This window comes from Bacillus sp. V26, from assembly GCF_034296245.1.
In the GTDB taxonomy this organism is placed as follows: domain Bacteria; phylum Bacillota; class Bacilli; order Bacillales; family Bacillaceae; genus Bacillus; species Bacillus halotolerans.
Genome location: NZ_JAXKQF010000002.1, coordinates 165,969 through 190,004, shown reverse-complemented (window position 1 = coordinate 190,004; position 24,036 = coordinate 165,969). Strand labels below are relative to the sequence as shown.

General features: G+C 42.9%; 24 protein-coding genes and 1 pseudogene. 16 read left to right on the top strand and 9 right to left on the bottom strand.

What is annotated here, in order from left to right; translation table 11 throughout:
• The first annotated feature begins 162 nt into the window (after window positions 1–162).
• Entirely contained in the window at window positions 163–600 is a 438-nt protein-coding gene (locus tag UJ203_RS08220) for a ferritin family protein (protein WP_044156482.1), read from the top strand.
• A gap of 128 nt (window positions 601–728) precedes the next feature.
• Window positions 729–1,043, top strand: a complete 315-nt coding sequence (locus UJ203_RS08215) for a four-helix bundle copper-binding protein (protein WP_277852342.1) — start codon at window positions 729–731, stop codon at window positions 1,041–1,043.
• Window positions 1,044–1,076: 33 nt separating this feature from the next.
• On the opposite strand, the gene UJ203_RS08210 is transcribed toward UJ203_RS08215, so the two are convergent.
• A complete protein-coding gene (locus UJ203_RS08210) occupies window positions 1,077–2,807 on the bottom strand; it encodes an SgrR family transcriptional regulator (RefSeq protein WP_322009825.1) in 1,731 nt (576 codons plus the stop codon).
• A 114-nt stretch (window positions 2,808–2,921) separates the two neighbouring features.
• Here UJ203_RS08210 and UJ203_RS08205 point away from each other — a divergent pair, with 114 nt between their 5' ends.
• Both UJ203_RS08205 and UJ203_RS08200 read left to right on the top strand, forming a co-directional pair.
• Window positions 2,922–4,124: an MFS transporter gene (locus tag UJ203_RS08205; RefSeq protein ID WP_322009823.1), complete on the top strand. Its 1,203-nt coding sequence runs from the start codon at window positions 2,922–2,924 to the stop codon at window positions 4,122–4,124.
• Between the two features lie 101 nt (window positions 4,125–4,225).
• Complete coding sequence (locus UJ203_RS08200; RefSeq protein ID WP_322009821.1) at window positions 4,226–5,380, top strand: AbrB family transcriptional regulator; 1,155 nt, start codon at window positions 4,226–4,228, stop codon at window positions 5,378–5,380.
• Window positions 5,381–5,783: 403 nt separating this feature from the next.
• On the opposite strand, the gene ntdR is transcribed toward UJ203_RS08200, so the two are convergent.
• Window positions 5,784–6,773: an NTD biosynthesis operon transcriptional regulator NtdR gene (gene ntdR / locus UJ203_RS08195; protein WP_322009819.1), complete on the bottom strand. Its 990-nt coding sequence runs from the start codon at window positions 6,771–6,773 to the stop codon at window positions 5,784–5,786.
• 103 nt (window positions 6,774–6,876) lie between these two features.
• Here ntdR and UJ203_RS08190 point away from each other — a divergent pair, with 103 nt between their 5' ends.
• From UJ203_RS08190 to glcP, 4 genes are all read left to right on the top strand, one after another.
• Window positions 6,877–8,202: a DegT/DnrJ/EryC1/StrS family aminotransferase gene (locus tag UJ203_RS08190; protein ID WP_322009817.1), complete on the top strand. Its 1,326-nt coding sequence runs from the start codon at window positions 6,877–6,879 to the stop codon at window positions 8,200–8,202.
• Window positions 8,174–9,022 carry an HAD-IIB family hydrolase gene (locus UJ203_RS08185; RefSeq protein ID WP_322009815.1) on the top strand — a complete coding sequence of 283 codons (849 nt, stop codon included), beginning with the start codon at window positions 8,174–8,176 and terminating at the stop codon, window positions 9,020–9,022. Before UJ203_RS08190 ends, UJ203_RS08185 begins: the two co-directional genes overlap by 29 nt.
• 14 nt (window positions 9,023–9,036) lie before the next feature.
• A complete protein-coding gene (gene ntdC, locus UJ203_RS08180) occupies window positions 9,037–10,089 on the top strand; it encodes a glucose-6-phosphate 3-dehydrogenase NdtC (RefSeq protein WP_322009813.1) in 1,053 nt (350 codons plus the stop codon).
• Between the two features lie 71 nt (window positions 10,090–10,160).
• Window positions 10,161–11,366 (top strand): glucose/mannose transporter GlcP, encoded by a 1,206-nt coding sequence (gene glcP, locus UJ203_RS08175; RefSeq protein WP_322009811.1) that lies wholly within the window; start codon window positions 10,161–10,163, stop codon window positions 11,364–11,366.
• Between the two features lie 230 nt (window positions 11,367–11,596).
• Here the strand turns inward: glcP and UJ203_RS08170 are convergent, their stop codons facing one another.
• The 4 genes from UJ203_RS08170 to UJ203_RS08155 all read right to left on the bottom strand — a co-directional run bounded on the left by UJ203_RS08170 (window position 11,597) and on the right by UJ203_RS08155 (window position 15,020).
• Complete coding sequence (locus UJ203_RS08170; protein ID WP_322009809.1) at window positions 11,597–12,124, bottom strand: MarR family transcriptional regulator; 528 nt, start codon at window positions 12,122–12,124, stop codon at window positions 11,597–11,599.
• 76 nt (window positions 12,125–12,200) lie between these two features.
• Window positions 12,201–13,700, bottom strand: a complete 1,500-nt coding sequence (locus UJ203_RS08165; RefSeq protein ID WP_322009807.1) for a monooxygenase — start codon at window positions 13,698–13,700, stop codon at window positions 12,201–12,203.
• Between the two features lie 197 nt (window positions 13,701–13,897).
• On the bottom strand, window positions 13,898–14,398 hold the full coding sequence (lepB, locus tag UJ203_RS08160) for a signal peptidase I (RefSeq protein ID WP_105953786.1): 501 nt from the start codon (window positions 14,396–14,398) through the stop codon (window positions 13,898–13,900).
• 1 nt (window position 14,399) lies between these two features.
• On the bottom strand, window positions 14,400–15,020 hold the full coding sequence (locus UJ203_RS08155; protein ID WP_322009803.1) for a TVP38/TMEM64 family protein: 621 nt from the start codon (window positions 15,018–15,020) through the stop codon (window positions 14,400–14,402).
• Between the two features lie 155 nt (window positions 15,021–15,175).
• Here UJ203_RS08155 and UJ203_RS08150 point away from each other — a divergent pair, with 155 nt between their 5' ends.
• The 3 genes from UJ203_RS08150 to UJ203_RS08140 all read left to right on the top strand — a co-directional run bounded on the left by UJ203_RS08150 (window position 15,176) and on the right by UJ203_RS08140 (window position 17,429).
• On the top strand, window positions 15,176–15,538 hold the full coding sequence (locus UJ203_RS08150; RefSeq protein ID WP_105953788.1) for a hypothetical protein: 363 nt from the start codon (window positions 15,176–15,178) through the stop codon (window positions 15,536–15,538).
• A gap of 224 nt (window positions 15,539–15,762) precedes the next feature.
• The gene (locus tag UJ203_RS08145; protein ID WP_010333642.1) at window positions 15,763–15,963 is read left to right on the top strand and encodes a DUF3311 domain-containing protein; all 201 of its coding nucleotides are present in this window, start codon (window positions 15,763–15,765) and stop codon (window positions 15,961–15,963) included.
• A complete protein-coding gene (locus UJ203_RS08140) occupies window positions 15,960–17,429 on the top strand; it encodes a sodium:solute symporter family protein (protein WP_105953790.1) in 1,470 nt (489 codons plus the stop codon). Before UJ203_RS08145 ends, UJ203_RS08140 begins: the two co-directional genes overlap by 4 nt.
• Window positions 17,430–17,469: 40 nt before the next feature.
• Here the strand turns inward: UJ203_RS08140 and UJ203_RS08135 are convergent, their stop codons facing one another.
• A complete protein-coding gene (locus UJ203_RS08135) occupies window positions 17,470–17,739 on the bottom strand; it encodes an excalibur calcium-binding domain-containing protein (RefSeq protein WP_010333640.1) in 270 nt (89 codons plus the stop codon).
• A gap of 211 nt (window positions 17,740–17,950) precedes the next feature.
• Between UJ203_RS08135 and UJ203_RS08130 the strand changes: the two genes are divergently transcribed.
• On the top strand, window positions 17,951–18,850 hold the full coding sequence (locus UJ203_RS08130; RefSeq protein WP_322009795.1) for an SDR family oxidoreductase: 900 nt from the start codon (window positions 17,951–17,953) through the stop codon (window positions 18,848–18,850).
• Window positions 18,851–18,895: 45 nt separating this feature from the next.
• On the opposite strand, the gene comK is transcribed toward UJ203_RS08130, so the two are convergent.
• On the bottom strand, window positions 18,896–19,474 hold the full coding sequence (comK, locus tag UJ203_RS08125) for a competence transcription factor ComK (protein ID WP_227598301.1): 579 nt from the start codon (window positions 19,472–19,474) through the stop codon (window positions 18,896–18,898).
• Window positions 19,475–19,766: 292 nt separating this feature from the next.
• Between comK and UJ203_RS08120 the strand changes: the two genes are divergently transcribed.
• Window positions 19,767–20,000 (top strand): IDEAL domain-containing protein, encoded by a 234-nt coding sequence (locus tag UJ203_RS08120; RefSeq protein ID WP_010333637.1) that lies wholly within the window; start codon window positions 19,767–19,769, stop codon window positions 19,998–20,000.
• A 28-nt stretch (window positions 20,001–20,028) separates the two neighbouring features.
• On the opposite strand, the gene UJ203_RS08115 is transcribed toward UJ203_RS08120, so the two are convergent.
• Window positions 20,029–20,886, bottom strand: coding sequence for an SDR family oxidoreductase (locus UJ203_RS08115; RefSeq protein WP_059293097.1), 858 nt, complete (start codon window positions 20,884–20,886; stop codon window positions 20,029–20,031).
• 111 nt (window positions 20,887–20,997) lie between these two features.
• On the opposite strand from UJ203_RS08115, the gene UJ203_RS08110 reads away from it, so the two are divergent.
• The 3 genes and pseudogenes from UJ203_RS08110 to UJ203_RS20890 all read left to right on the top strand — a co-directional run bounded on the left by UJ203_RS08110 (window position 20,998) and on the right by UJ203_RS20890 (window position 23,966).
• A complete protein-coding gene (locus UJ203_RS08110) occupies window positions 20,998–22,527 on the top strand; it encodes an FAD-dependent oxidoreductase (RefSeq protein WP_322009789.1) in 1,530 nt (509 codons plus the stop codon).
• A 257-nt stretch (window positions 22,528–22,784) separates the two neighbouring features.
• Window positions 22,785–23,162, top strand: a pseudogene (locus UJ203_RS20895) (protoglobin domain-containing protein); the annotation flags it as partial.
• Window positions 23,163–23,450: 288 nt separating this feature from the next.
• Window positions 23,451–23,966 carry a methyl-accepting chemotaxis protein gene (locus UJ203_RS20890; RefSeq protein WP_369810943.1) on the top strand — a complete coding sequence of 172 codons (516 nt, stop codon included), beginning with the start codon at window positions 23,451–23,453 and terminating at the stop codon, window positions 23,964–23,966.
• Window positions 23,967–24,036: the final 70 nt, after the last annotated feature.

The following is a 24,036-nucleotide window of genomic DNA, read 5'->3' as shown; positions in this document are numbered from 1 at the left end:
ATCTGTTTATATTTTATCGAATATTGACGAAAATGACCAATCTGATCTATTGGTAAAAACGGCCTTTTCATTTATAAGAAGCTGAATTTCTCCGCACATGTTTTCTGGCCTCACATATACTTTTACAGAAGCCCAATTCCTTAAGAATGGAGTTGAACCCCCTTGTATTACAGCTATTTTCCTTATCCAGCGCAATACCGGGAAGACCCTGTTTTGATTCAAAATCTCCAGAAAGCCATCAACGGAGAATTCAGCGCAGTTCAATGCTACCGCAGGCTTGCTGAACTTGCCCACCCTGCTGATGTCAGAAAACAAATTGAAGAAATCAGGCGCGATGAGATCCGCCATCTCCGTGATTTCTCCTCATTATACGGAGCCATTACAGGCAAACCTATCATGCCGAAACAAACAGAGAAATGCCCGGACACTTTTACAAGAGGACTTGATGCCGCTTTTAAAGATGAACAGAAAACCGTTGACTTTTACTTACGCGCAGCTGAGGAAACCTCAAATGTAAAGGCAAAGGGTATCTTTACGCGCGCCGCACGAGATGAACAAAATCATGCTGTCTGGTTTTTATACTATTTGATGGATCGCTAGCACCCGATTTTGATCGACACGATCAGATTATATTTACACCCTCTCCCCCTAAAACACACTCCACTGTTTTTCTTAACCTCAGCCGGGAAACATAAAATCATACACGAACATATGAGGGGGAATCAAGCATGCAGCAAACCATTGAAGCTTGTATCACATGTATGGAAGCTTGCAACCATTGTTTTACAAAATGTTTGGAAGAAAGCGCGCACCACGATCTGAGCGGCTGCATCCGGCTTGACAGGGAATGTGCGGATATTTGCGCGCTGGCAGTGAAAGCCATGCAAACGGACAGCCCCTTTATGAAAGAAATTTGCGCACTTTGCGCCGATATTTGTGAAGCCTGCGGCACTGAATGCGAAAAGCATGATCACGATCATTGCCAAGCGTGCGCGGCGTCTTGCTTTGCCTGCGCCGATCACTGCCGCAAAATGGCTGCGTAACGAAGCATAAGAGGGGTCAAATGAGAGCCCTCTTCACTCTTTTGACAGCCATACAGAGTAAAAATCAATCCACCCCTCTTCATCCAGCATCAGGCCCTCAACAGTTTCACTCGATGCAACCTCAAGCACATTTTGGTACAGCGGAATCGCGCTGACATCGCCTATAAGCTGACGGTCAATTTGTTTTACTATATTCATTCTGGAAGGCCGGTCGCGCAATGAGAAAAACCGTTCTATCATTTCTGAAAATGTCCGTTTCTGTTCATCTGAAAGATGCTGATGCAAAAAGCTGTTCTCCGAAAGAAGCAAATGCAAAAAACCAAACTCGCTTTCTTCATAAAACGTTGCGCTGTCATGAATGATGTCAGCCATTTGTACGATTTCCGGGCGGCGCAAATCGGCAGCAGCACAAAATTCCAGGTCAAGCCTAATACCGTTCCGTTCACAAACCTCTTGAATCCACGCTGCGTCCTCGCGATGATCCGTTTCAGAAAAGGTAAACAGTGACAGCGTTTCCCCCGCATATCCGCTTTTTTTCATTAATTCCGCAGGGGAAGCATCTCCCCAGTCAAAAGGCGCCGGGTGGAAAAAAGATGATACCGGAATGCTTCTGTGTCCTCCCGCCTCACGAACGAGCTGTTCAGATGAAATCAGCAGCCGAAGGGCTTTTCTCAAGCTTGGATGCTGAAGCGGTCCTTTCTTTCTAAGGTTTAGTGACAAGTATTGAACATGCCGTTCTTCAAAAACAGTTTGCCGCTCAGAAGGTTTCTGTTTTTCTCGAAGGATAAAACCGTACATATCATCTGCTTGCTCAGAAAACACAAACTCAATACGATCTAAGAATGCCCGGCCTTTAAAGTACCGCTCGTTGGCTTGAAGAATGAGCATGTGTTCGTCATGCTGAACAAGGCAAAAAGGTCCCGTCCCATTCACCCCGCCGTTCGTTTCTGCCGGCAGGATAGACAGCCGTTCATCACAAAGGATATACGGCAAAAGCTCATTCGGCTGATCGAGCTCAATGTCCACACAAAAAGGCCCTTTCTCTGAAATCCGTTCAACACCTTTCAGCAGCCATTTATATGGATTTTCATCATGATCCATAAAACGCTGAAACGTAAATACAACATCCCTTGACGTCAATGGCTTTCCATTATGAAAAGAAACGCCTTTCCGAAGAAAGAATCGCCACCGTTTTTTCCCCGCCTTATTCCATCCGTGGATTAAATGCGGCTGCGGTTCTCTCTTTTCCCGATCAAACCGGAGCAGTGTATCATAAATCTGCTTGACAAAATGGCCCTCTGACCGCAGAAAGATCCTGCACGGATCAAAACTGCTTACCACTGCTGGGGCTATAAACAAGCGCAGCACATCCTGTTCACGATCCTGTCCGGTTTCTGTTACAAAACCGAACACCTCAGAAAACCACATGTCATACATATTTTGAATCCCCGGAAACGCCTGCTGATAATGGTCAAGCAGTCCTTTTGCTTTTTCAAGCTTTCCGGCTGTTGTATATTCCTTGGCAGTTTGAAGCAGCAAATCTTCCGGATGACGGAGAAAAGCGATTTTTGATTTATGGCCGCGCCCCGATCCGCTTTCGCGAATGATCCACTTTTCGCTCTCCATCTTATGTAAAATCAGCTTCGCATTTCTCTCTGTACAATATAAACATGCCGCAATCTCACTGAGCGGCATTTCCTTCATCTGTCCCGGTTCGCCGCTCTCAGCTTTTGCGAGCGCCACATAATGGTCAATCAGCTTCAATCCCTGCACCTCCTGACAAAAAGGGGAATCTTTTTCTCTAATTTTCTTCTCTTTTTGGCCCGCCGCCCCTTCTATACACTACTACTATATCAAACAGCGAAAGGCGGTAATCACATGTTTATCCTCTTCCAATCAATTAAATCCCGCTACACAGCACCCGTTTGGCTCCGATTTTTCGGCGAAATGCTGACAAGCCTGACAGGGGCCATGATGGGGCCGTTTATGGTGCTGTATCTGCATGAGCAATTAAACGGAAGCGTGATGCTTCCCATGCTTATCATCAGTCTTCAGCCCTTCGCTGATATTTGCCTGACACTCATAGCGGGACAGGTGACAGATCAGCTCGGACGGCGAACAGCGATCCTTACTGCCCTGCTTCTGCAAACAGCGGCAATGGCGGGTTTTGTTTTTGCTCACGATGCATATTTTTTCGCTTTCCTTTATATCCTCAACGGCATCGGAAGATCCCTGTACATTCCTGCTTCACGCGCACAGATTGCCGAAAGCACGCCGGAAAGCAGACGTTCGGAAGTTTTTGCCGTCATCAATGCCATCTACTCAGCAGGCTTGACGGCAGGTCCGCTGCTTGGGCTGCTGCTGTACGCTCATGATCCCGTTTGGATATTTGCACTAGATGCCGCGGCGCTGTTCATTTATTTTCTTATCGCCGCCTTTAAATTACCAGAAACAAAGCCGCTAAAAGCAGATCATCCCGCAGCATTATCCGCGAGTTTCACAAGATACCGGCCTGTTTTGATCCTTTTGCTGCTTTCTCTCCCAATCAGCATGTTATACGCGCAAACAGAAACGACATACAGGCTGTTCAGCAAAAATAAGTTTCCTGATTACCTGTCCATGCTGGCAATCTACTCGGCAGCAAAAGCTTTATTAAGCTTTGTTCTTCAAGTCCCTTTAGTAAAATGGACAGAAAAGTTTCCGATGAAAACGATTCTTCTCATCACCTATATCAGTTACTCACTTGCGGCCGCCGGCTTTGCATTCTCAACATCTTTGACGCTGCTTATGCTGACTGCGGCCGTGATGACGGTTGGAGAAAGCATCGGACTCACTCATATCCATACCTTTATTTCCCGGCTTGCGCCGCCCCATATGCTCGGCCGTTTCTATGCGATATACGGCTTGCATTGGGATATTTCACGGTCAATCGGACCGCTGGCCGGCGGACTGATCCTGACTTCGTTTGGCGGAGAAATCATGTTTTACACCCTTTCCGTGTGTCTTCTCGCCGCCGGTTTCTTGCAGTCTCATATCATGGAGAGGATTGAATATAAGGTCATAAGAAAAATCAATGGCTGACAGAAAAAAATTCATAATTTCTTTATCAACAAAAATATACTATAGTAATCATACATTCACTACATGAACAATTGGAGCTTAATAGGAAGAAGGGTTTTATATTGAAGAAAGACAAAAATCTCCTCACAGATCTATGGTTTATCGCAATCAGTGCAGCCGGGGGGTTTATTCTTTCGTTAACCGGAATATCGATCGGGTGGATGATCGGAACGCTGATTGTCGCCTGCTGTCTCGCTATGATACGGCCGGCTTGGCTGATGATGGCGCCAGACCAAAAAGGAATTAACCGCCGGTGGCTCGCTCTCGGGCAGATGATCCTCGGCATTGAATTGGGCCAAAAGCTGAACCTATCCGTTCTGTCTGTCCTCAAAGATCATTGGTTTTCGGTCGGCATCATGCTGATTTTATCGATACTCCTTGCCATGCTGTCAGGCTATGTGCTTTGGCGTTTCAGCAAAACGGATATGATGACCAGCTTTGTCGGCACGGCTCCCGGCGGACTGTCCGCCATGCCGAGTATTGCTCAGGAGGTCGGTGCCAATACCGCTATTGTCAGTCTCGTTCAAATGATGCGGGTGCTTCTCGTGGTCCTGTCTATTCCGTTTTTGGTTATCCTGATTTACGCTAAACAAGATGGCCCTGCAAGTGCCGCAACACAAACGGTATCCGCTGCCACGACAGAAATCGGGCTCGCTCCCGTACTGTGGACCGGCGTTCTCATTTTCGTTGCCTGGGGAGCTTGTAAAGCGGCAAAATATTTAAAATTTCCCGCTCCGTGGCTGCTCGGCAGTATGCTCGGTGTAGCGGCCGTGCACATAGGCGGCGCTTCAATAACAGGCCATGACATGCTTGCATGGTGGCCGTCACAGGCCAACCATCTTTCGCAGATATTTCTGGGGGCTACAATCGGTTCTAAGATGTACAAAAGCATGTTTGCCGGCGTTACACGTATCATGATCGTCGGTTTCATTTCATCAGTCGGCTTAATTGCCGCTATGCTTTTAAGCGCGGTGATCGTTTCCAAACTGACAGGGATTTCGCTGATCACCTCTGTTTTGGCATTTGCACCCGGCGGCATTGCAGAAATGGCGACGACGTCTGTTACATTGCATGCCGATTCCACCTTTGTCGTAGCGGTTCAGGTCATACGCGTCATCCTTGTCATCGCCCTCTTGCCGCCATTTTATCGTCTGCTTCACCATCTTCACGGTGAAAAAAAAGGCAAAGAGAGTTCGATAAGCGGCAGCAATGCCTAGTTGGAAAAAATCTTCATATGGTAGTCTTTAGGAAGAAAAGGTTTGGGGTGACTCTATTCTGTAGAGTATGGAAGACTTCAAATGGAGAAGGTAAATGAAATAAAAGGATTTAAGAACTTTTAAATCGCTAACCATTAAGATGGGGAAATGTAAGTGTAAAAAGCATCAATCCAGATATTTCGTTGTTGTGAATGCTTTGATTGAAATTGCTGACACAAATGAATGATAAGTAAAAATGGATACAGCGTATAGAGCAATGAGTAATGAAGAATCTTTAACTAGAGCGACTTTTGGTATAAGAGCATCCATAAGAATTCCCAAAAACAGGATTCCTGATTGAAAAAGAGGTTACATATGAATAACCTCTTTTTCTATACAAAGATAAAGAAGTGAAAATCTCTAGTTACGTTGATTCTCTTATAATAAGATTTGTTGGCAGTTTAATAATTTTTCTGTTTAAAGAAGTGTTACCCGAAATATACTCGATTATTTTCAACACAGCCTGTTGACCTAATTCTATTATGGGAATATCAATTGTTGTTATGGTCGGAGTAACTACTTGGCAAATCGATTGGTTGTCAAAACCAATTACAGCTAAGTCTTCTGGAACTTTAAAGCCATTTTTTATCGCCTGTTTAATAATCCCTGCGGCGACTTGATCATTTCCTGTAAATATTGCTGAGGGTCTGTCCTTTAGATCCTTTATCTTATGAAAAACACGAAAGCCATCCTCGATATTAAACAATTCGCCGAATATCCATTCGTTTTTATGATGTAAATTGTAATCTTGTAAAGCTTTCAAGTAACCCTCTTTCCTCTGACATTGAGCTTCGCTATATGGAGTATCAAAACAAAATCCAATTTTTTTATGTCCTCTTTCAATTAAATGTGCTACCCCCATGTATGCGGCTTCAAATTCATCATACCCAATGATCGTTATGTCCGCTGAGTGATGATATTCATTACACAATAAGATAGGACCATACTTTAAGAAAGGGGATATCTTATCCCATTCATTTTCTAAAGTTCCAAGAATAATGCCGTCAACTTCTTTGTGTTTCAATAACTCTAATAGCTCTAGCTCTGTCTGTTTGTCATAAAAGGTTTGAAATACAATGACCTTGTAATTCTTAAACAGTGCTTCATGAGAGACCCCTTTTATTAATTGAGCAAAAAATGGATGATCGATACTCGGAACCGATAAAGCTATCGTTTGTGTCTTATTTCTCCTAAAATTCCGAGCTAAATAATTGGGAGTGTAGTCAAGATCGTTAATAGCCTCTAAGATCATATCTCTTTTTTCTTTCGACACATAAGGATGATTATTCAATACTCTTGATACTGTGGTTTTAGACACATTGCACAATTTTGCTATTTCATCAATTGTAGGCATATTTTCCCTTCCTTTAAAAAGTTATTGACATGTTATCGGTTTCAGAAATTAGGATAAATTTGTAACAAATTTTCCAGATTAAAAATCATTGGAGGTACTGTTCATGCAAAAACAGGTTAAAGTTTCAGGTAAAAGTAAGGAAAACATGTTACTACTAAAACACTTAAAAGGTGACTTACAAGGAAAAGAACTTGTTATTGAAGACAGTATTGTAAACGAGCGGTGGAAACAAGTATTAAAAGAAAACACAGATATTGAAAACGACCTTTTCAACTACCAAAAGAATCGTGAAATCAGTAAAGTCCCTTTTATGCCTGTAGATAGATTAATAACCAATGATGAAGTGGATGATATCTTAAATACTTTAACTAAAGTTTTGCCAACTGGAAAATTTACGAGTGGTTCCTTTTTAGATCAATTCGAAAAGGTTTTATCAACATATTTACATAAAAGGTATGTAATTGCAACCAGCAGTGGAACGGATGCTATTATGATAGGATTATTGGCTTTAGGGTTAAACCGCGGGGATGAAGTGATCATGCCAGCTAATAGCTTTTCAGCTACTGAAAATGCTGTGTTAGCTTTGGGAGGCGTTCCTATCTATGTAGATATTAACCCGCAAACATTCTGCATCGATCCTAACAAAATTGAGGAAGCAATAACTCCTTATACAAAGTTTATTCTACCTGTGCACTTATACGGAAAACATTCAGAAATGAAGCATATCCGTCAAATAGCCAATCGTTATCAATTGAAAGTAATTGAGGATGCTTGCCAAGGAATTGGACTGACAGACTTAGGAAAGGATGCAGACATAACCACATTAAGTTTTAATCCATATAAGAATTTTGGTGTATGTGGTAAGGCTGGAGCAATAGCAACTGATAATGAAGAACTCGCTAAAAAATGCATTGAATTTAGTTATCATGGTTTTGAAGTAAATGTGAAAAATAAAAAAGTTATCGATTTTGGACTCAACTCAAAAATGGACAATTTACAGGCAGCAATTGGTTTAGAGAGGATTAAGTATCTTTCATTAAACAACTTCAAAAGACTATTTTTGGCAGATAGATATATTACTCAATTAGCAGAATTACAGAATAAAGGTCTTATTGAATTACCAGAATTAAGTGAAGATCATGTGTGGCATCTGTTTCCTATTAAGGTAAGAACAGAAGATAGGACAGATATAATGTCTAAATTAAATGAAGATTTTGGTGTTCAAACAGATGTATATTATCCAATACTGTCTCATATGCAAAAAACTCCTTTAGTACAGGACAAGTATACAAAACTCCAATTGGTTCATACGGAAAAGGCTCATAGTCAGGTACTGCATTTGCCATTATATCCGTCATTTACTTTAGAAGAACAAGACAGAGTAGTGGAGGGTCTGTTTCATGTTATTAAGCAAGAAGTCAGAGTTTAAAACGTTATCCAAGGTTGACCATCCTAAGTATATTGTTTTTTGTGATTTTGATGAAACGTATTTTCCGCATACAATCGATGAACAAAAACAACAAGAGATATATGAACTCGAAGACTACCTAGAACAAAAAAGTAAAGCTGGGGAACTACTTATCGGATGGGTTACCGGGAGCAGTATAGAATCTATTCTCGATAAAATGGGACGAGGAAAATTTAGATATTTCCCGCATTTTATAGCTAGTGATCTTGGAACTGAAATTACGTACTTTTCAGAGCATAATTTCGGACAGCAAGATAATGAGTGGAACAGTCGTATAAATGAAGAGTTTAGTAAAGAAAAGATTGAGATACTTGTGAAACAGTTACATGAAAATCATAACATTCTTTTGAATCCCCAAACTCAATTAGGAAAGTCACGGTATAAGCATAATTTTTATTATCAGGAACAAGATGAAATAAGCGACAAGAAAAATTTATTAGCAATTGAAAAGGTCTGCGAGGAATACGGAGTTTCAGTTAATATAAATCGTTGCAATCCCTTAGCTGGTGATCCAGAAGACAGCTATGATGTAGATTTTATACCCATGGGAACAGGAAAGAATGAAATTGTAAAGTTTATGTTAGAGAAATACAACCTAAATACCGAAAAAGCTATCGCATTTGGAGATAGCGGAAATGATGTTCGTATGTTACAGGCCGTAGGAAATGGATATCTACTAAAAAATGCAACACAAGAAGCCAAAAATCTGCACCAACTGATAACCGATAGTGAGTACTCAAAAGGAATCACGAATACCTTAAAAAAATTAATTGGATCATGAGGAGGAAATAGAGTATGAAGAAGATTGGTATCATAGGTGCAGGTGGTATTGCAAGAGCGCACGCAACTGCTTTATCTACAATTAAAAATGCAGAGTTAGTAGGGGTGTATGACATCAATCAACAAAATGCGGAAAGCTTTGTTAAAACTTTCGGTGGGAAGACATATGAAAATGTAGATAAACTAATTGATGTCTCAGAAGGTTTAATTGTAGCATCTCCAAACTTTTGCCATAAAGAACATGCTTTGCAAGCATTAGCAAAACAAAAGCATGTATTGTGTGAAAAGCCTATGGCTATTTCTCTTGAGGAAGCAAGCATTATGAAAGATACTGCTGAAAGGTTAGATGTAAGAGCTAGTATGGGATTTAATTATAGATATTTGTCTTACGTAAATATCTTAAAAAGCTTAATTATCAATAATGAACTAGGTAACATCCTGTCCATAAAAGTACACTTCAAGAAAAACAGTGCACTTAGACGTAAGAAGTTTACTTGGAGAGATGACGCTAATAGTAAGAAGACCAGCGGGTCATTGGGGGATTTGGGTATTCACCTTATCGACATGGTATGGTATTTGTTTGAAAGTGATTTCATCACAGAATCAGTAAGGGCAAAGATGAACACAAATGTAAAAACAAAAGAGGATAAACAGGTACTTGTAGATGACTATGCAGAAATTTATGGTCAACTGAAGAACAAGGTATTTGTAAATATCATCACATCAAAATGTTCTGTACCTGAAGACTGCGGTTTTAGCATTGAGGTAGTTGGACACAAAAAAGAGTTTAAATACCACACAGGCAATCCTCACGTTTACAAGCTCATAGATGGCTTAAACGTGGCAGACTGCCCAGTGCCGCAAAGTCTATTAAACGATCCGCCAAACGAATTTTACGGTTGGGCTGATTCTTTTAGAAGCGAGTTAATCAATTGGATTTCATCAACTCAGAAAGATTGGGTTGAGATCCCTTCTTTTAACGATGGTTTTAGATCTCAGGAAGTATTAGAAATGTTCTTTGAGAAAGATAGCAACTCTCAAACAATGTCTGTTTTAGCAGTCAACTAGTATTTCGAAGAGATAAGTTACTGAAAAAGCAGGAATTTATTTTCCTGCTTTTTCATATAGGGGTGTAATGAATGTTAAGAGGGACATATTTATTTGGATATGCTTTCTTTTTCACAGTGGGTATTATCCATATATCAACAGGAAGTTTGACACCATTTCTTTTAGAGTCTTTTAACAAGACAACAGATGATATTTCGATCATCATTTTCTTTCAGTTTACCGGATTCCTAAGCGGAGTATTAATCGCACCGTTAATGATTAAGAAATACAGTCACTTTAGGACACTTACTTTAGCTTTGACAATAATGCTTGTAGCGTTAAGTATCTTTTTTCTCACTAAGGATTGGTATTATATTGTTGTAATGGCTTTTCTCTTAGGATATGGAGCAGGTACATTAGAAACGACAGTTGGTTCCTTTGTTATTGCTAATTTCGAAAGTAATGCAGAAAAAATGAGTAAGCTGGAAGTCCTCTTTGGAATAGGCGCTTTAACTTTCCCATTATTAATTAATTCCTTCATCAATATCAATAACTGGTTTTTACCGTATTACTGCATATTCACCTTTTTGTTCGTCCTATTAGCAGGGTGGTTAATTTTCTTATCCAAGAACCGAAAGTATGCTAAGAATGCTAACCAGCAAGTGGCCTTGCCAAATATAGGAGCATTTCAATACTTTATAGGAGATAGAAAAAAATCAAAGCAATTAGGCTTTTTTGTATTTTTTGCTTTCCTATATGCTGGTATTGAAACAAATTTCGCCAACTTTTTACCTTCAATTATGATAAACCAAGACAATGAACAAATCAGTCTTATCAGTGTCTCCTTTTTCTGGGTAGGGATCATCATAGGAAGAATACTGATTGGTTTCGTAAGCAGAAGGCTTGATTTTTCTAAGTACCTCCTATTTAGTTGCAGTTGTTTAATTGTTTTGTTGATCGCCTTCTCTTATATTAGTAACCCAATACTTCAATTGGGTGGCACATTTTTGATTGGTCTAAGTATAGCGGGCATATTTCCCATTGCTTTAACACTAGCATCAATCATTATTCAAAAGTACGTTGACGAAGTTACAAGTTTATTTATTGCTTCGGCAAGTTTCGGTGGAGCGATCATCTCTTTCTTAATTGGATGGAGTTTAAATCATGATACGATCTTATTAACCATGGGAATATTTACAACGATGGCGGTCATTCTAGTAGGTATTTCTGTAAAGATTAGGAGAACTAAAACAGAAGACCCTATTTCACTTGAAAGCAAAGCTTCAAAAACACAGTAAAAAACGTGTAAATGAAAGATACTAATAGACATATCGTAAGTAAGAAGAGGACTTAATGTCCTCTTTTTATTTTAAATATAAATAAAACATTATTGAAAACTCTTGTTGCTGAAAAAAGTGAGTATGGAAGCAAAGAAAATGTTCTAATTCGTAAGCACCACCAACGCGCAGACCAGACTACGAACCAGAGTTTGCCGACACGCTGAGCCACGCATCCTTTGTATGGTTTTTTATTCAAAAACGCTATGGAGACCCTCTTCCATTTCTTCTGAGGACGGATACCATTTCGTCGCCAGATCCCGGAACAGCCTTTCCGCAAACAGAATCTCTTCCTCTGTATAACGGTCAAAAAAGGAGAGAAAACGCTGCTCAACCTTTTGATGATAGTATTGATGCAAGCTGTGCAGCTTCTTCCCTGCCGGCGTCAAACGGAAGTAGACCTCCTTCTTATTATCGCTGAGCTGTGTTCTGTGAAGGAAGCCGGCGCCAAGCAATTTTGTGCTGATGCGTGACACCGTCGCTTTTGTCGTATTCATTTTGTCAGCAATCGAAGTGACATTGATCGGCTCATGCTCCCCCACACAGGAAAGAACATGAATTTCTGTCATCGTCAATTGAGATTTTTGTCCGTGCTCCTGATCCAGCTTCTTCATTTCATCAGCCAAAAAGACTTTTATGAGCCCCTCCCATTTCTCCTGCTGATGAATGAGATCCGCATATAATTCAAAAATGTTGCGTTTCGTATGGTCTTTATTCATCGGATTTTCCAACCTTTTTCATTCAATTGTTTCTTATATCATAACGTTTTGTTACAGATGAAACAATCGATTTGTGTTACACACGGCTGGCAATCGGCAGCCAGCGCCTGATACCTATTTGAATCACTTCTGCCGCATCTGGTTCGGCGGCATCGACTGCCCAGGCGGCATGGCCATCAGGCCGAACCAATACAGTATGCACGTCTCTCCACTCTTCACGCGGTTCTGCAAGAGAAGCACACACTGTGTGTAAGCCTTTAAATGGGATATGGTCATTATCTGCTCCTTGTTTCAGTGACAGCAAAACGTATGACCCATTATGCAGGCAGTTATAGAGGCGTTCCATACTGCCATCAGGAAGCCGCAGTTCCACATCCGGAAGTCTTTTGCCGTTCAACCGATGCGGCGGCATGTTTTGGTCAGCTTCATACCCGACATCGATTGCAGAAATTTGGCCCGCTACAAAGCGATTCACATCGGGAAAAGCAAGCATATCGGACACCATGCTTCGCAAATGGAGACCGGTCTTCGTGAAATCCATCAGCTGCGTCTGCGCCTCTGTGTTCCGAAGAAGATCTTCCGCCACCGGATGCCGCTCTGCGTGATAGCTGTCCAAAAGCCATGAAGGTGCAGAGCCGCCGACAGCCGCCGCAAGCTTCCACCCAAGGTTCATGGCATCCTGAAGACCGACATTCAGCCCTTGGCCGCCAGCAGGAAAATGAATATGCGCTGCATCGCCAGCAAGAAAGAGTCTGCCGCTCCGATACTGTTTCGCTTGACGGAAGGCATTCCCGAATCGGGACATCCACGTAGGCTCGTTTAAGCCAAAATCAGTTCCGCAAATCCGGGTGAGATCTGTTTTCAGCTCCTCTTCTGTGACAGGAGCATCTTTCGGCGTCTGCGTGCGATAAGGGCTGATCAACACAACGCGGTACCGGTCAGGAGAAAGCGGAACAATCATGACTCCCCCCTCTTTCGTACAAAGCGACAAGACTCCTGATGGCGGCGGAGAAAGCAGCTTCACATCACCAAGAGTTGCAGTAATAGTGCTGTCTGTTCCAGGAAACGCAATTCCCGCCTGTTTCCGAACGACGCTCCCTGCTCCGTCAGCGCCAACGGCAAACAGGCTGCTCAGCGTCCGCACAATGCCGTCCCGATCCTTGAAAATGGTTTGCACCGCCTCTTCGTTTTGCGTTACCGCTAGCACCTCTGCCCCTCGTAACACCTCTGCTCCCAGGCTCCGCGCACGTTCCTCAAGCAGCTGTTCAGTCTTGGCCTGCGGAAGCAAAAGCGTATAAGGACAACTCGTATCCAGACTGGAAAAATCAAGACGGGTATCGAGCATTGAAAAATGGCCTGAAGATATCTTTTTCCCACGAGACGCAAAACGCTCAAGCAGCCCTCTCATTTCAAAAAGCTCAAGCGTGCGGGGGTGCAGCGTCAACGCCTTTGAATACGGCACTGGCTGTTCAAGCCGCTCAAGCACGCATGTTTTTACCCCTGCCAATGCCAGCTCAGAAGCCAGCATCAATCCAACCGGTCCGCCTCCGATAATAACTGTTTCGTAATCCATCATGAGCTCACTCCTTTTGTTTTATCTGCAACTACACAAAAAGCCTAAGAAAAAAGAAATAAGTGTTAATACATATTTTATTTTGTTACACGCGTAACAAAAATAATTATATCGGGTGACAAATGATCTCGCAACATATTTTTCCAATCAGCACAAAAAAGACGCCTTTCAAATGGCGCCTTTTTCTCAGTGTACAGTTCCTAATCCGAAATGACTCCGACAATGTCTTTTTCCCTGATCGGACCGAAATGCCGGCTGTCAAAGCTATATATGCGATTATCTCCAATTACAAAATATTGCCCCTTCGATAACGTCTTTTTCCCTGTCGTTTCTTTCAGTGAAAAATCTCCCGTTACATGGCTTCCGGCAGATACAGATTTCAATGGTTTCAAAAATGGTTCAGCCACCTGTTTTCCGTTCACATACAGCTGATCGTCCTTATATTTGATCGATTCACCGGGCAATCCAATGACTCGCTTTATCAGCACTTTTTGATCAGGGCCTTTAAACAAAACAATATCAAAGCGATGGATGGTTTTGAATCGATGTGAAAATTTATTGACCAACAGTTCGTTCCCTTCCTGAAAAGTTGGGTTCATGCTGATGCCTTCTACTTTGTAATCAATAAAGACGGCATTTTTGACTTGAATGGCGAGAACTACGGACACGACACCGGCAAGAAACCAAAACCGTTTTTTCATGTTACTGTCTCCCTCCATCATGCTCACGCTGGCTGGCTCTCACATGCAGATACCGTTCCACCCTTTTGCCGACATACCATAAGACAGCAATCACCAGAACGGCAATAACCGTGCGAATCGGCTGCGTGATCAGCGCGTGAAGATCATATCCGATGAAGCTGATCATAAAAATCATGACGAGCTTTCCCGAGGCTGCCGCCAACACAAACGGCCGCGTTCCGATTCTGGACAAACCGGCGACCACATTCACCGCGGCAGACGGTGTAAATGGAAAACAAAGCAGAAGAAACATCGGGCCAAAACCGTGTCTTTCCACCCATAACATAAGCTTTCTGACAGACGGATGCCTGCGGATGAATCCAAGAGCCCTTCTTTGTCCATAATGACGGACAATGAAAAACACGAGAATGGACCCCGCTGTTGATCCGGCCCATGACAGGATGAAGCCTTCCCACAATCCAAACGAATTTGTATTCGCCACCACAAAAACGATAAGCGGCAAAAACGGAAGAAATGCTTCAACTAAAGGCAGCAGCACAGCAATAATCGGACCGAAAGCCCTATAGCTTTGAAATAATTCAGTTAAACGATCCTCTGTCAAATAGGATAAAAATTGCTCCAACGTTTATACTCCTCACCGGGTTTGTCTATCCTTATTCTACACATTCTCGGCGAAAAACTAAAAAGTTTTGGTGATTTTTTCTGTCTTGAAACATTTCACCAGCCGATATAGAATATAACAAGAACAAACGTTCCCTTGAGAAAGAAGGAGTTACCATGGCGCATTTGCAGCCGGAAGGATATGAATTGATAGAGCGGGCTCTCTTTTTGCCTATGGTCATTACCATTTTAAACCGCGATCTCGGCGGAATTGAGAAAAGCTCATTAAAATTGAAACACCCTTATATACAACTTATCAACGAATCATTAAAAATAGCACAAAAGGATCTGATTGAGGTCAGAAAAGAGCTGAGGAAAAGAAAAATCGCCATCCACGAGGCTGAGCGCGATGAAGCCTTTACGCTTTATTTATTTGTCATCGATGGCTACGAAGAAAAACACCGCTATTTTAACCCGCGAATCCGGGAGCAAGTAAGCAGTTTGTTAACATTCTATTTATTTGCGCCGGACTCGCCATGAGTCTTTCGAATCATTCTGTATTTCCCTCCTTGCGCCCCTCCCCCTTCTAGCTCCTCAAAAATAAATTTCTGACAATTCGCACTATACAAACAAAATAAATTTATTTATAATTCGTACCACAGCCTTTCACTCCCCAAAAAATGACATGTGCCGCCAAATTAGCGACATGATTTGCAGCCTGCACATGACACGCACCGCCCAACTTTTAATCAAAGGAGGATTTTATGAAACTGATTCACATTCTTGCCGCTTTGCCCTTCATCGGACTTTTGCTTGGCATCCCTTTTGCAAACAAAGTGACACCCTATCTGTTTGGCATGCCATTCATTCTCGCCTATGTCGTCATGTGGGCTTTGCTGACCTCTGTCCTGATGGCGATCGTATATGTCCTCGACAAAGAAAATAAAAGGGAGGAAGCAGAATGAACGCAGCTCTCATCATCATTTTCGGTGTCCTGCTATTCAGCATGTTTCTCGGCGTACGCGCCCAAAAAGGAAAAGACATGGACCTTGAGCAGTGGACGGTTGGAGGCCGCGGCTTCGGTACTGTCTTTGTTTTCCTATTGATGGCAGGAGAGATTTATACGACGTTTACATTTCTCGGCGGAAGCGGCTGGGCTTACGGAAAAGGCGGGCCGGCCTTTTACATCATCGCCTACGGCTGTCTGGCCTATATTCTTTCTTATTGGCTCCTGCCGGCGGTATGGTCCTATGCGAAACAGCATAAGCTAATGTCGCAGTCCGATTTTTTCATCAAAAAGTACAACAGCCCGCTGCTTGGTGTGCTCGTCTCACTTGTCGGCATTGCCGCGCTTATTCCTTATCTTGTGCTGCAGCTGAAAGGGCTTGGATTGATTGTATCGGAAACGTCTTACGGAAAAATTTCTCCTACTGCTGCCATTTGGATCGGCGTCATTTCAATCACAGTTTACGTTATGGTATCCGGCATCCACGGGTCCGCCTGGATATCCGTTGTCAAAGACATCATGATTTTGGCCGTCGTTTTATTCTTAGGCATATATCTGCCGATTCATTACTACGGCGGATTTCAAGACATGTTTCAGCAGATTGAAAACGCAAATCCCGGTTTTATTACCCTGCCCGAAACAGGGCAAAGTGCTGCATGGTTCAGTTCAACCGTGCTGCTGACGGCGCTGGGCTTTTATATGTGGCCCCATACGTTTTCCGCTTCCTATTCAGCAGAAAACCCAAAAGTCTTTCGAAAAAACGCCATTATTATGCCTTTATACCAGCTGGTCCTTCTATTCGTCCTTTTCGTCGGCTTTGCGGCTATCCTGCAAGTTCCTGGTCTGAAAGGCGCAGACGCGGATTTATCACTTTTGAGACTGTCTCTTCAAACCTTTGATCCTTGGTTTGTCGGAATCATCGGTGCAGCCGGACTGCTGACAGCGCTTGTGCCGGGTTCCATGATTTTAATGTCGGCCTCCACTTTGTTTGCCAAAAATGTTTATCAAGTGTTTGCTCCCCGCACGACGGAACAGCAGGTGTCATTATTAGCTAAATGTTTAGTGCCTGTGATTGCGCTGATTGCTGTGTACTTTACATTCAAAGGCGGGAACACAATCGTTACGCTTCTCCTTATGGGATACAGCCTCGTCACACAGCTATTTCCGGCCCTGCTGTTCAGCCTGTTCAAGCATAAGATCGTGACCAAACAAGGAGCCTTTGCCGGCATTATAACGGGAGTCGGAGCGGTTTCTTATATTACGGTTACGGAAACAACAATCAGCACTTTATTTCCGGCGCTGCCGCAAGCGGCGAAAGACCTAAACGTCGGCATTGTCGCTTTGCTGCTGAATGTTACGGTCATGATGGCGGTCAGTCTCGTGACAAGAAAAACGAAAAGCGCAGCTGCTGATCAAGCCGCTTAAACAAGAAAAAAGCAATCTGGACAACAGATTGCTTTTTTCTTTAGCGTTCGCAGGCGATAAAATCTTTATCACGGTCGCTCTTTTTATTGGCGTCATAAAGCGCCTTAGATACGTAAGGCTTGTACTTCGTTTTTCCGCCTTTATTTTTCACCTTGGACGTACGGGCTACCCCGCCTTTGTACACTTTGTTTAATTCCTTGCAGTTCTTATACGTCTTTACCTTCGTTTTGGCTTCCGCCACATGGTCAGCTCCGTATGAAAAACCGAAAACGAGACCGAGTGACAGCAAAAGCGCCGCGGCTTTTTTCATGACAATATACTCCCCCATACCCAATATTTAGTTGTTTTATAGCGATTTTATCATAATTCAATTCGTCATATTTTACAAGATAAATATGGAAGGAGCGGCAGTTTTTTTGCTTTCTTTGTCTTGGAGAGATGCAAACTGCCAAAACATGTTTTTCTCACTTTGTTCAAGGGTACACATACGAATGTACACCACACAAAAAGGAGCGTTGATGATGTCTGATACAAAACGAAACAATCCTTTAACAGCATTTTTTCACGATGAATTTCCTGAACAATACCAAGAACCGCCCGGCTTGCAGAAAAAAATGAAGCTGGTTCCGGACTGCGGAGAAAAAAGCTATAAAGGAGCTGGCAAACTAAATGGCCGAAAAGCTCTTGTCACCGGCGGTGATTCCGGTATTGGCCGCGCTGCCGCCATCGCTTATGCGCGGGAAGGCGCCGATGTGGCAATCAACTATTTGCCCGCGGAACAGCCTGATGCAGAAGAAGTAAAAGAACTGATTGAAGCAGAAGGACGCAAGGCAGTCCTGATTCCAGGTGATCTGAGTGACGAATCGTTTTGTCACGATTTAGTCAAACAAGCGCATAACGAACTCGGCGGGCTGGATGTGTTAGCGCTCGTTGCCGGTAAACAGCAAGCAGTGCAAAACATCGAAGACCTTCCTACTGAACAAATCTATAAAACGTTTGAAGTGAACGTCTTCTCGCTATATTGGATTGTTAAAGCGGCGCTTCCGTATTTGCCGGAGGGCGCGTCTATTATTACCACAACTTCAGTTGAAGGCTACAATCCAAGCCCGATGCTGTTAGATTACGCGGCGACGAAAAACGCCATTATCGGCTTTACCGTTGCGCTCGGAAAACAGCTGGCGCCCAAAGGCATCAGAGTGAACTCTGTTGCGCCAGGACCAATCTGGACTCCGCTGCAAATTTCCGGCGGACAGCCAACTGAAAACATTCCGAAATTCGGCAAAGGGACGCCGCCGTCATCATTAAACCGCGCGGGACAGCCGGCGGAACTGGCAGATGCTTATGTATTCTTAGCTTCAGAGAATTCAAGCTATGTGACATCTCAAATATACGGCATCACCGGCGGAATTCCGACGGCCTAGCGTTTTAGAAGGAGCTGCCCTGTTTGGTCAGCTCCTTTCTATTTTCTAATACCGCTCCCCGAGCTCACGCAAAATAAAATCATAAATCATCTTCGTCCGCTCTTCCTTCGGATACAGCATAAATTCCTGCCGTTTCGGGACACGGTGTTCGATTCTGTCCTGAAATTTGGTTCTGAGCCAGGCTGTCCGGTATACCTGATTCTCGAACGAATTGCAGGAGACCGGCAGTTCCATCGTTTTTCCGTTTGAAAACGTCACTTCCGTATCGTCGAATTCAGTCGGTTTGAATTCTTTTACATGCACATGGGAAATCCAGCCGCATTGGGGTCTAGTCGAAGAAAGTGTAGGGAATAAAAAGATTTGGTTCGAAGGGTCCACCATGATTGGCGGTTTGTGAGAAATTTTTGTCACTTCATAAGTTCCCGCTTTTCTTCCCGCGTAGCTTGATCCGAAAAATCGGCAGCTTCGGTCGACAATTTGCAGCGGCTTCATACTGACGTAAAACATACAGTCTTTTTCAATGATTTTTGAACAGATTTTGCCGTCGATTTCTTCTGGCAAAATGGCAATTGTTGCGCTGTTTACTTCATACGATTCTAATGGTGCGTCAGTTTTCTGACTCATGTTATGGCCTCCATCCTTTTTCTGCAAAATTTATACTAATAATCTATCATCTGTGTTTATAAAACGACAGGATTTTTTAACAAATGAACTAAAATCATCTTTTATTTATATTTTTTAGTTCTATTTTACTAGTAATAACCCGATTTTATTTTACTGCATGATTTCAGATCACAGCATTTCGCAGGATATGTCGATAGATTGCCAAGTATTAGTTGTCTAAAGATTATAAAAATTTATTGATTTTTTCGACCGTTATCCATATACTATAAAAAAGGCATTGGGGGGATTCTTTATGAAAGAGAAAAAGTCGTACACTGAGCTCATGAAGTCCCGCAACACGCAAAAAACAAAAGAATTTGATGTAACAATGATGGATATTTACATTCAAATGGTGCTCGATGAATCCTTGTTTAAGCGTCGGTTGACCATGCTGACTGACCAAATCAACAAAGCCTTGGACGAAAAAGATAAAGATGCGTTTCTTACGCTCTCTAAAGAATATGCAGCGCTCAAACAGAGCGAATAAGCCAATCCTTAAGGATTGGCTTTTTTAATTACCCATTTACAATCGTTCCCCCGTTGACATGAATGGTCTGGCCGGTGACGTAAGTAGAATCATCGCTGGCAAGATATAAATAGCTCGGCGCCACTTCCACCGGCTGGCCCGGCCGTTCCATCGGCACATCCGAACCAAACACTTCCACATCTTTTGCAGCAAAGCTGGCCGGAATGAGCGGTGTCCAGATTGGCCCCGGCGCAACCGCATTGACTCGAATGCCTTGCTGAACAAGCGATTGGGAAAGGGATCTTGTAAAAGTGACAATGGCTCCTTTTGTCGCTGAGTAATCGATCAGTGTTTTATTGCCTTTGTACGCGGTGATCGATGCTGTATTGATAATACTGCTTCCTTTTTTCAAATGAGGCAGCACAGCCTTCGTTAAATAAAACATAGAGAAAATGTTCGTCTGGAAGGTTCTGATCAGCTGGTGGCTAGTGATTTTTTCAATGCTCGGCTGCACATGCTGCTCAGCGGCATTATTAACCAAAATATCTATGGTTGGAAAAGCCTGACTGGCCTGTCTTACCACTTCATTACAAAAAGCTTCATCGCCGACATCTCCTGCAATCAGCAGGCACTTCACCCCTTCTTTCTCTACATACTCCTTTGTTTCTTCGGCGTCCTGATGTTCATTAAAATACACAATGACCACATTCGCCCCTTCTTTTGCGAATAACACCGATACAGCGCGTCCGATCCCGCTGTCTCCGCCTGTAATAATGGCCGTTTTGCCCGCTAGTTTTTTTGCCTTCTTCGGCTTATCAAATACCGGACGGGGATCCATCAGATATTCGAATCCCGGCTGCTGGTCCTGATGCTGCGGCGGCAATGTTTTCTTTTTCTCATTCGCCAATGCAATCACTCCTTTTCAACCCTATTATGGTATGAACAAAGCCTGCTTCCTATGTATGAAAAGATAGAAAATGGAAAAATTAAGAATAAATGATATTGGAGGTACAATGGTTTGGCTAATCAACCTTTTTCAAAAGAAGCTCCCGAAACATATTGGAGAACATCGGCGGACTTGCCTTCTTTTCCGGCGCTGCAAGAAGATACGGAATGTGATGTCACCATAATTGGAGGAGGCATTACAGGAATCACGACGGCCTATGAGCTGTCCAAAAGAGGCTTCCGTGTCGTTCTGATTGAAGCGAATCAGGTTCTCAATGGCACAACGGCCCACACAACGGCAAAAATTACAGCGCAGCACGACATGATTTATGATGAATTTATCCGCAATTTCGGACTGAACCACGCAAGGCTTTATTATGAAGCGAACCAGAATGCAATTGATTATATAAAAGGAATTGTTGATGAACTTCAGATCGATTGCGAATGGACCGAACAAGACGCTTACCTTTACACAACAAGTGAAGATGCTGTACAAAAAATCCGCACTGAGCATGAGGCATACACAAAACTCGGGATTGAAAGGGATCTCATAAAAGATCTTCCGCTTCCCGTCGGCTCTAAGCTGGCGCTCGTGATGAAGAATCAGGCCCAATTTCACCCGCTTCACTTTTTAACCGGGCTCCTTAATCAGATCGTGCAAAAGGGCGGACGGATTTATGAAGAGACTGTTGCGCTTGATATTAAAAAAGGAGAAATGCCTGAAGTTGTTACAAAAAGCCGGCACGCCATTAAAAGCCGATTTATCATATGCTGCTCCCATTTCCCTTTTTATGACGGGGGCGGATTATATGCAACAAGAATGTATTCTGACAGATCCTATGTCCTCGCCGTCAAGCCAAAGATCGACTATCCTGAGGGCATGTATTTAAGTATAGACCAGCCGTCAGTTGCGCTTCGCTACACCATTGTAAACGGAGAAAAGCTGATTCTCTTCAGCGGAGTAAGCCATAAAACAGGCCAAGGCAAAGACATGTCGACCCATTACGAAACGCTGAGACAATTGGCAGAAAGCACAATTGGAATCGAAAGCATTCCCTATTACTGGTCCACACAGGATCTCGTGACAATCGATAAAATCCCATTCATCGGGCCTATGTCTGAAAACGAAGACAATATTCTCGTTGCGACCGGCTTCAAAAAATGGGGTATGACATCATCAGCTGTCGCAGCTCAGCTTTTGTCAGACCTTGTGGAGAAAAAAGACAATCCATATGAGAGCATTTTTACACCGTCTCGTTTCCATCTGAATCCCGGCTTGCAAAAGGTGATTTCTTACAATGCAGATGTGGCTAAGCATTTCATTAAAGGGAAGCTTGAAAAACCGGACGTCGAGTTTGAAGAGATCGCGCCAGGTGAAGGAAAAGCCGTCACCATTAACGGCAGACGCGCGGGGGCATTCAGAGATGAAACGGGCTGCCTGCATCTTGTTGATACAACCTGCACCCATTTAGGCTGTGAAGTGGAATGGAACGATGGAGAGCACACATGGGATTGTCCGTGCCACGGATCACGCTTTAAACCAACTGGCGAGGTAGTCGAAGGACCGGCCATCAAACCACTAAAACAAATTGACCTTGATTAAACCGTTCATATAACTGAACGGTTTTTTTATGAATAATTTCTATCTGTCGTCTTCATTCGTGCTTCCCTTGACCGATAAAAAAGAAAAAGGCTTAAAAAGCCAAAAGATAAAATTATATTTTCCCAAGGGGGATCACTGTATTGTTATTTAAAAAAGATAGAAAAAAAGAAACGGCTTATTTTTCAGATTCAAACGACCAGCAAAAAAACCGCATTCAGCTCACAAACAAGTTCTCAGATGTGAAAAAACAGCTCAAAATGGTCAGACTGGGAGATCCAGAGCTGCACGTGCTGCAGGAGCTACAGCCCTTAATCCAAGAAAACATTGTTTACATTGTTGACGCTTTCTATAAAAATCTCGATCATGAAAGCTCATTAATGGATATCATTAACGACCACAGCTCAGTTGACCGCTTAAAACAAACGTTAAAACGGCATATTCAAGAAATGTTTGCCGGTGTCATTGATGATGAATTTATTGAAAAACGAAATAAAATTGCTTCTATCCATTTACGAATCGGCCTTCTGCCAAAATGGTACATGGGGGCGTTTCAGGAATTGCTTCTATCAATGATTGACATTTATGAAAAATCAATTACAGATCACCAGGAACTACTGAAAGCAATAAAAGCAACAACTAAAATCTTGAACTTAGAACAGCAGCTTGTCCTTGAAGCGTTTCAGAATGAGTACAACCAAACCCGCGATGAACAAGAAGAAAGAAAAAATCTTCTGCATCAGAGAATCCAAGAAACCTCCGGGTCGATCGCAAATCTGTTCTCAGAAACGAGCCGATCCGTTCAAGAGCTTGTTGACAAATCTGAAGGCATTTCCGAAGCATCCAAAGCCGGCACAGTGACATCCAGCACCGTTGAAGAAAAGTCGATCGGCGGGAAAAAAGAGCTTGAAATTCAGCAAAAACAGATGAACCAGATCGATACAAGCCTCGTCCAAATTGAAAAAGAAATGGTCAAGCTGGATGAAATCGCACAGCAAATTGAAAAAATCTTCGGCATCGTCACAGGCATCGCCGAACAAACGAATCTTCTGTCGCTAAACGCATCTATTGAATCAGCCCGTGCAGGCGAACACGGCAAAGGCTTTGCCGTTGTGGCAAATGAGGTGCGAAAGCTGTCTGAAGATACGAAAAAAACCGTTTCTACAGTGTCCGAGCTTGTGAACAACACCAATACACAAATCAACATCGTGTCGAAGCATATCAAAGACGTGAACGGGCTTGTCAGCGAAAGCAAAGAAAAAATGACACAAATTAACCGTTTATTCGATGAAATCGTTCACAGCATGAAAGTCAGCAAAGAACAATCAGGAAAAATTGACGTCGATCTGCAGGCCTTTCTCGGAGGGCTGCAGGAGGTCAGCCGCGCCGTTTCTCACGTGGCTGCTTCTGTTGATTCGCTTGTCATTCTTACAGAAGAATAATCATCAAAACCGGCCGACCGCAGGGCCGGTTTTTTTGCGCTTCTATTTGTAAACCTTCATTAAAATTAAG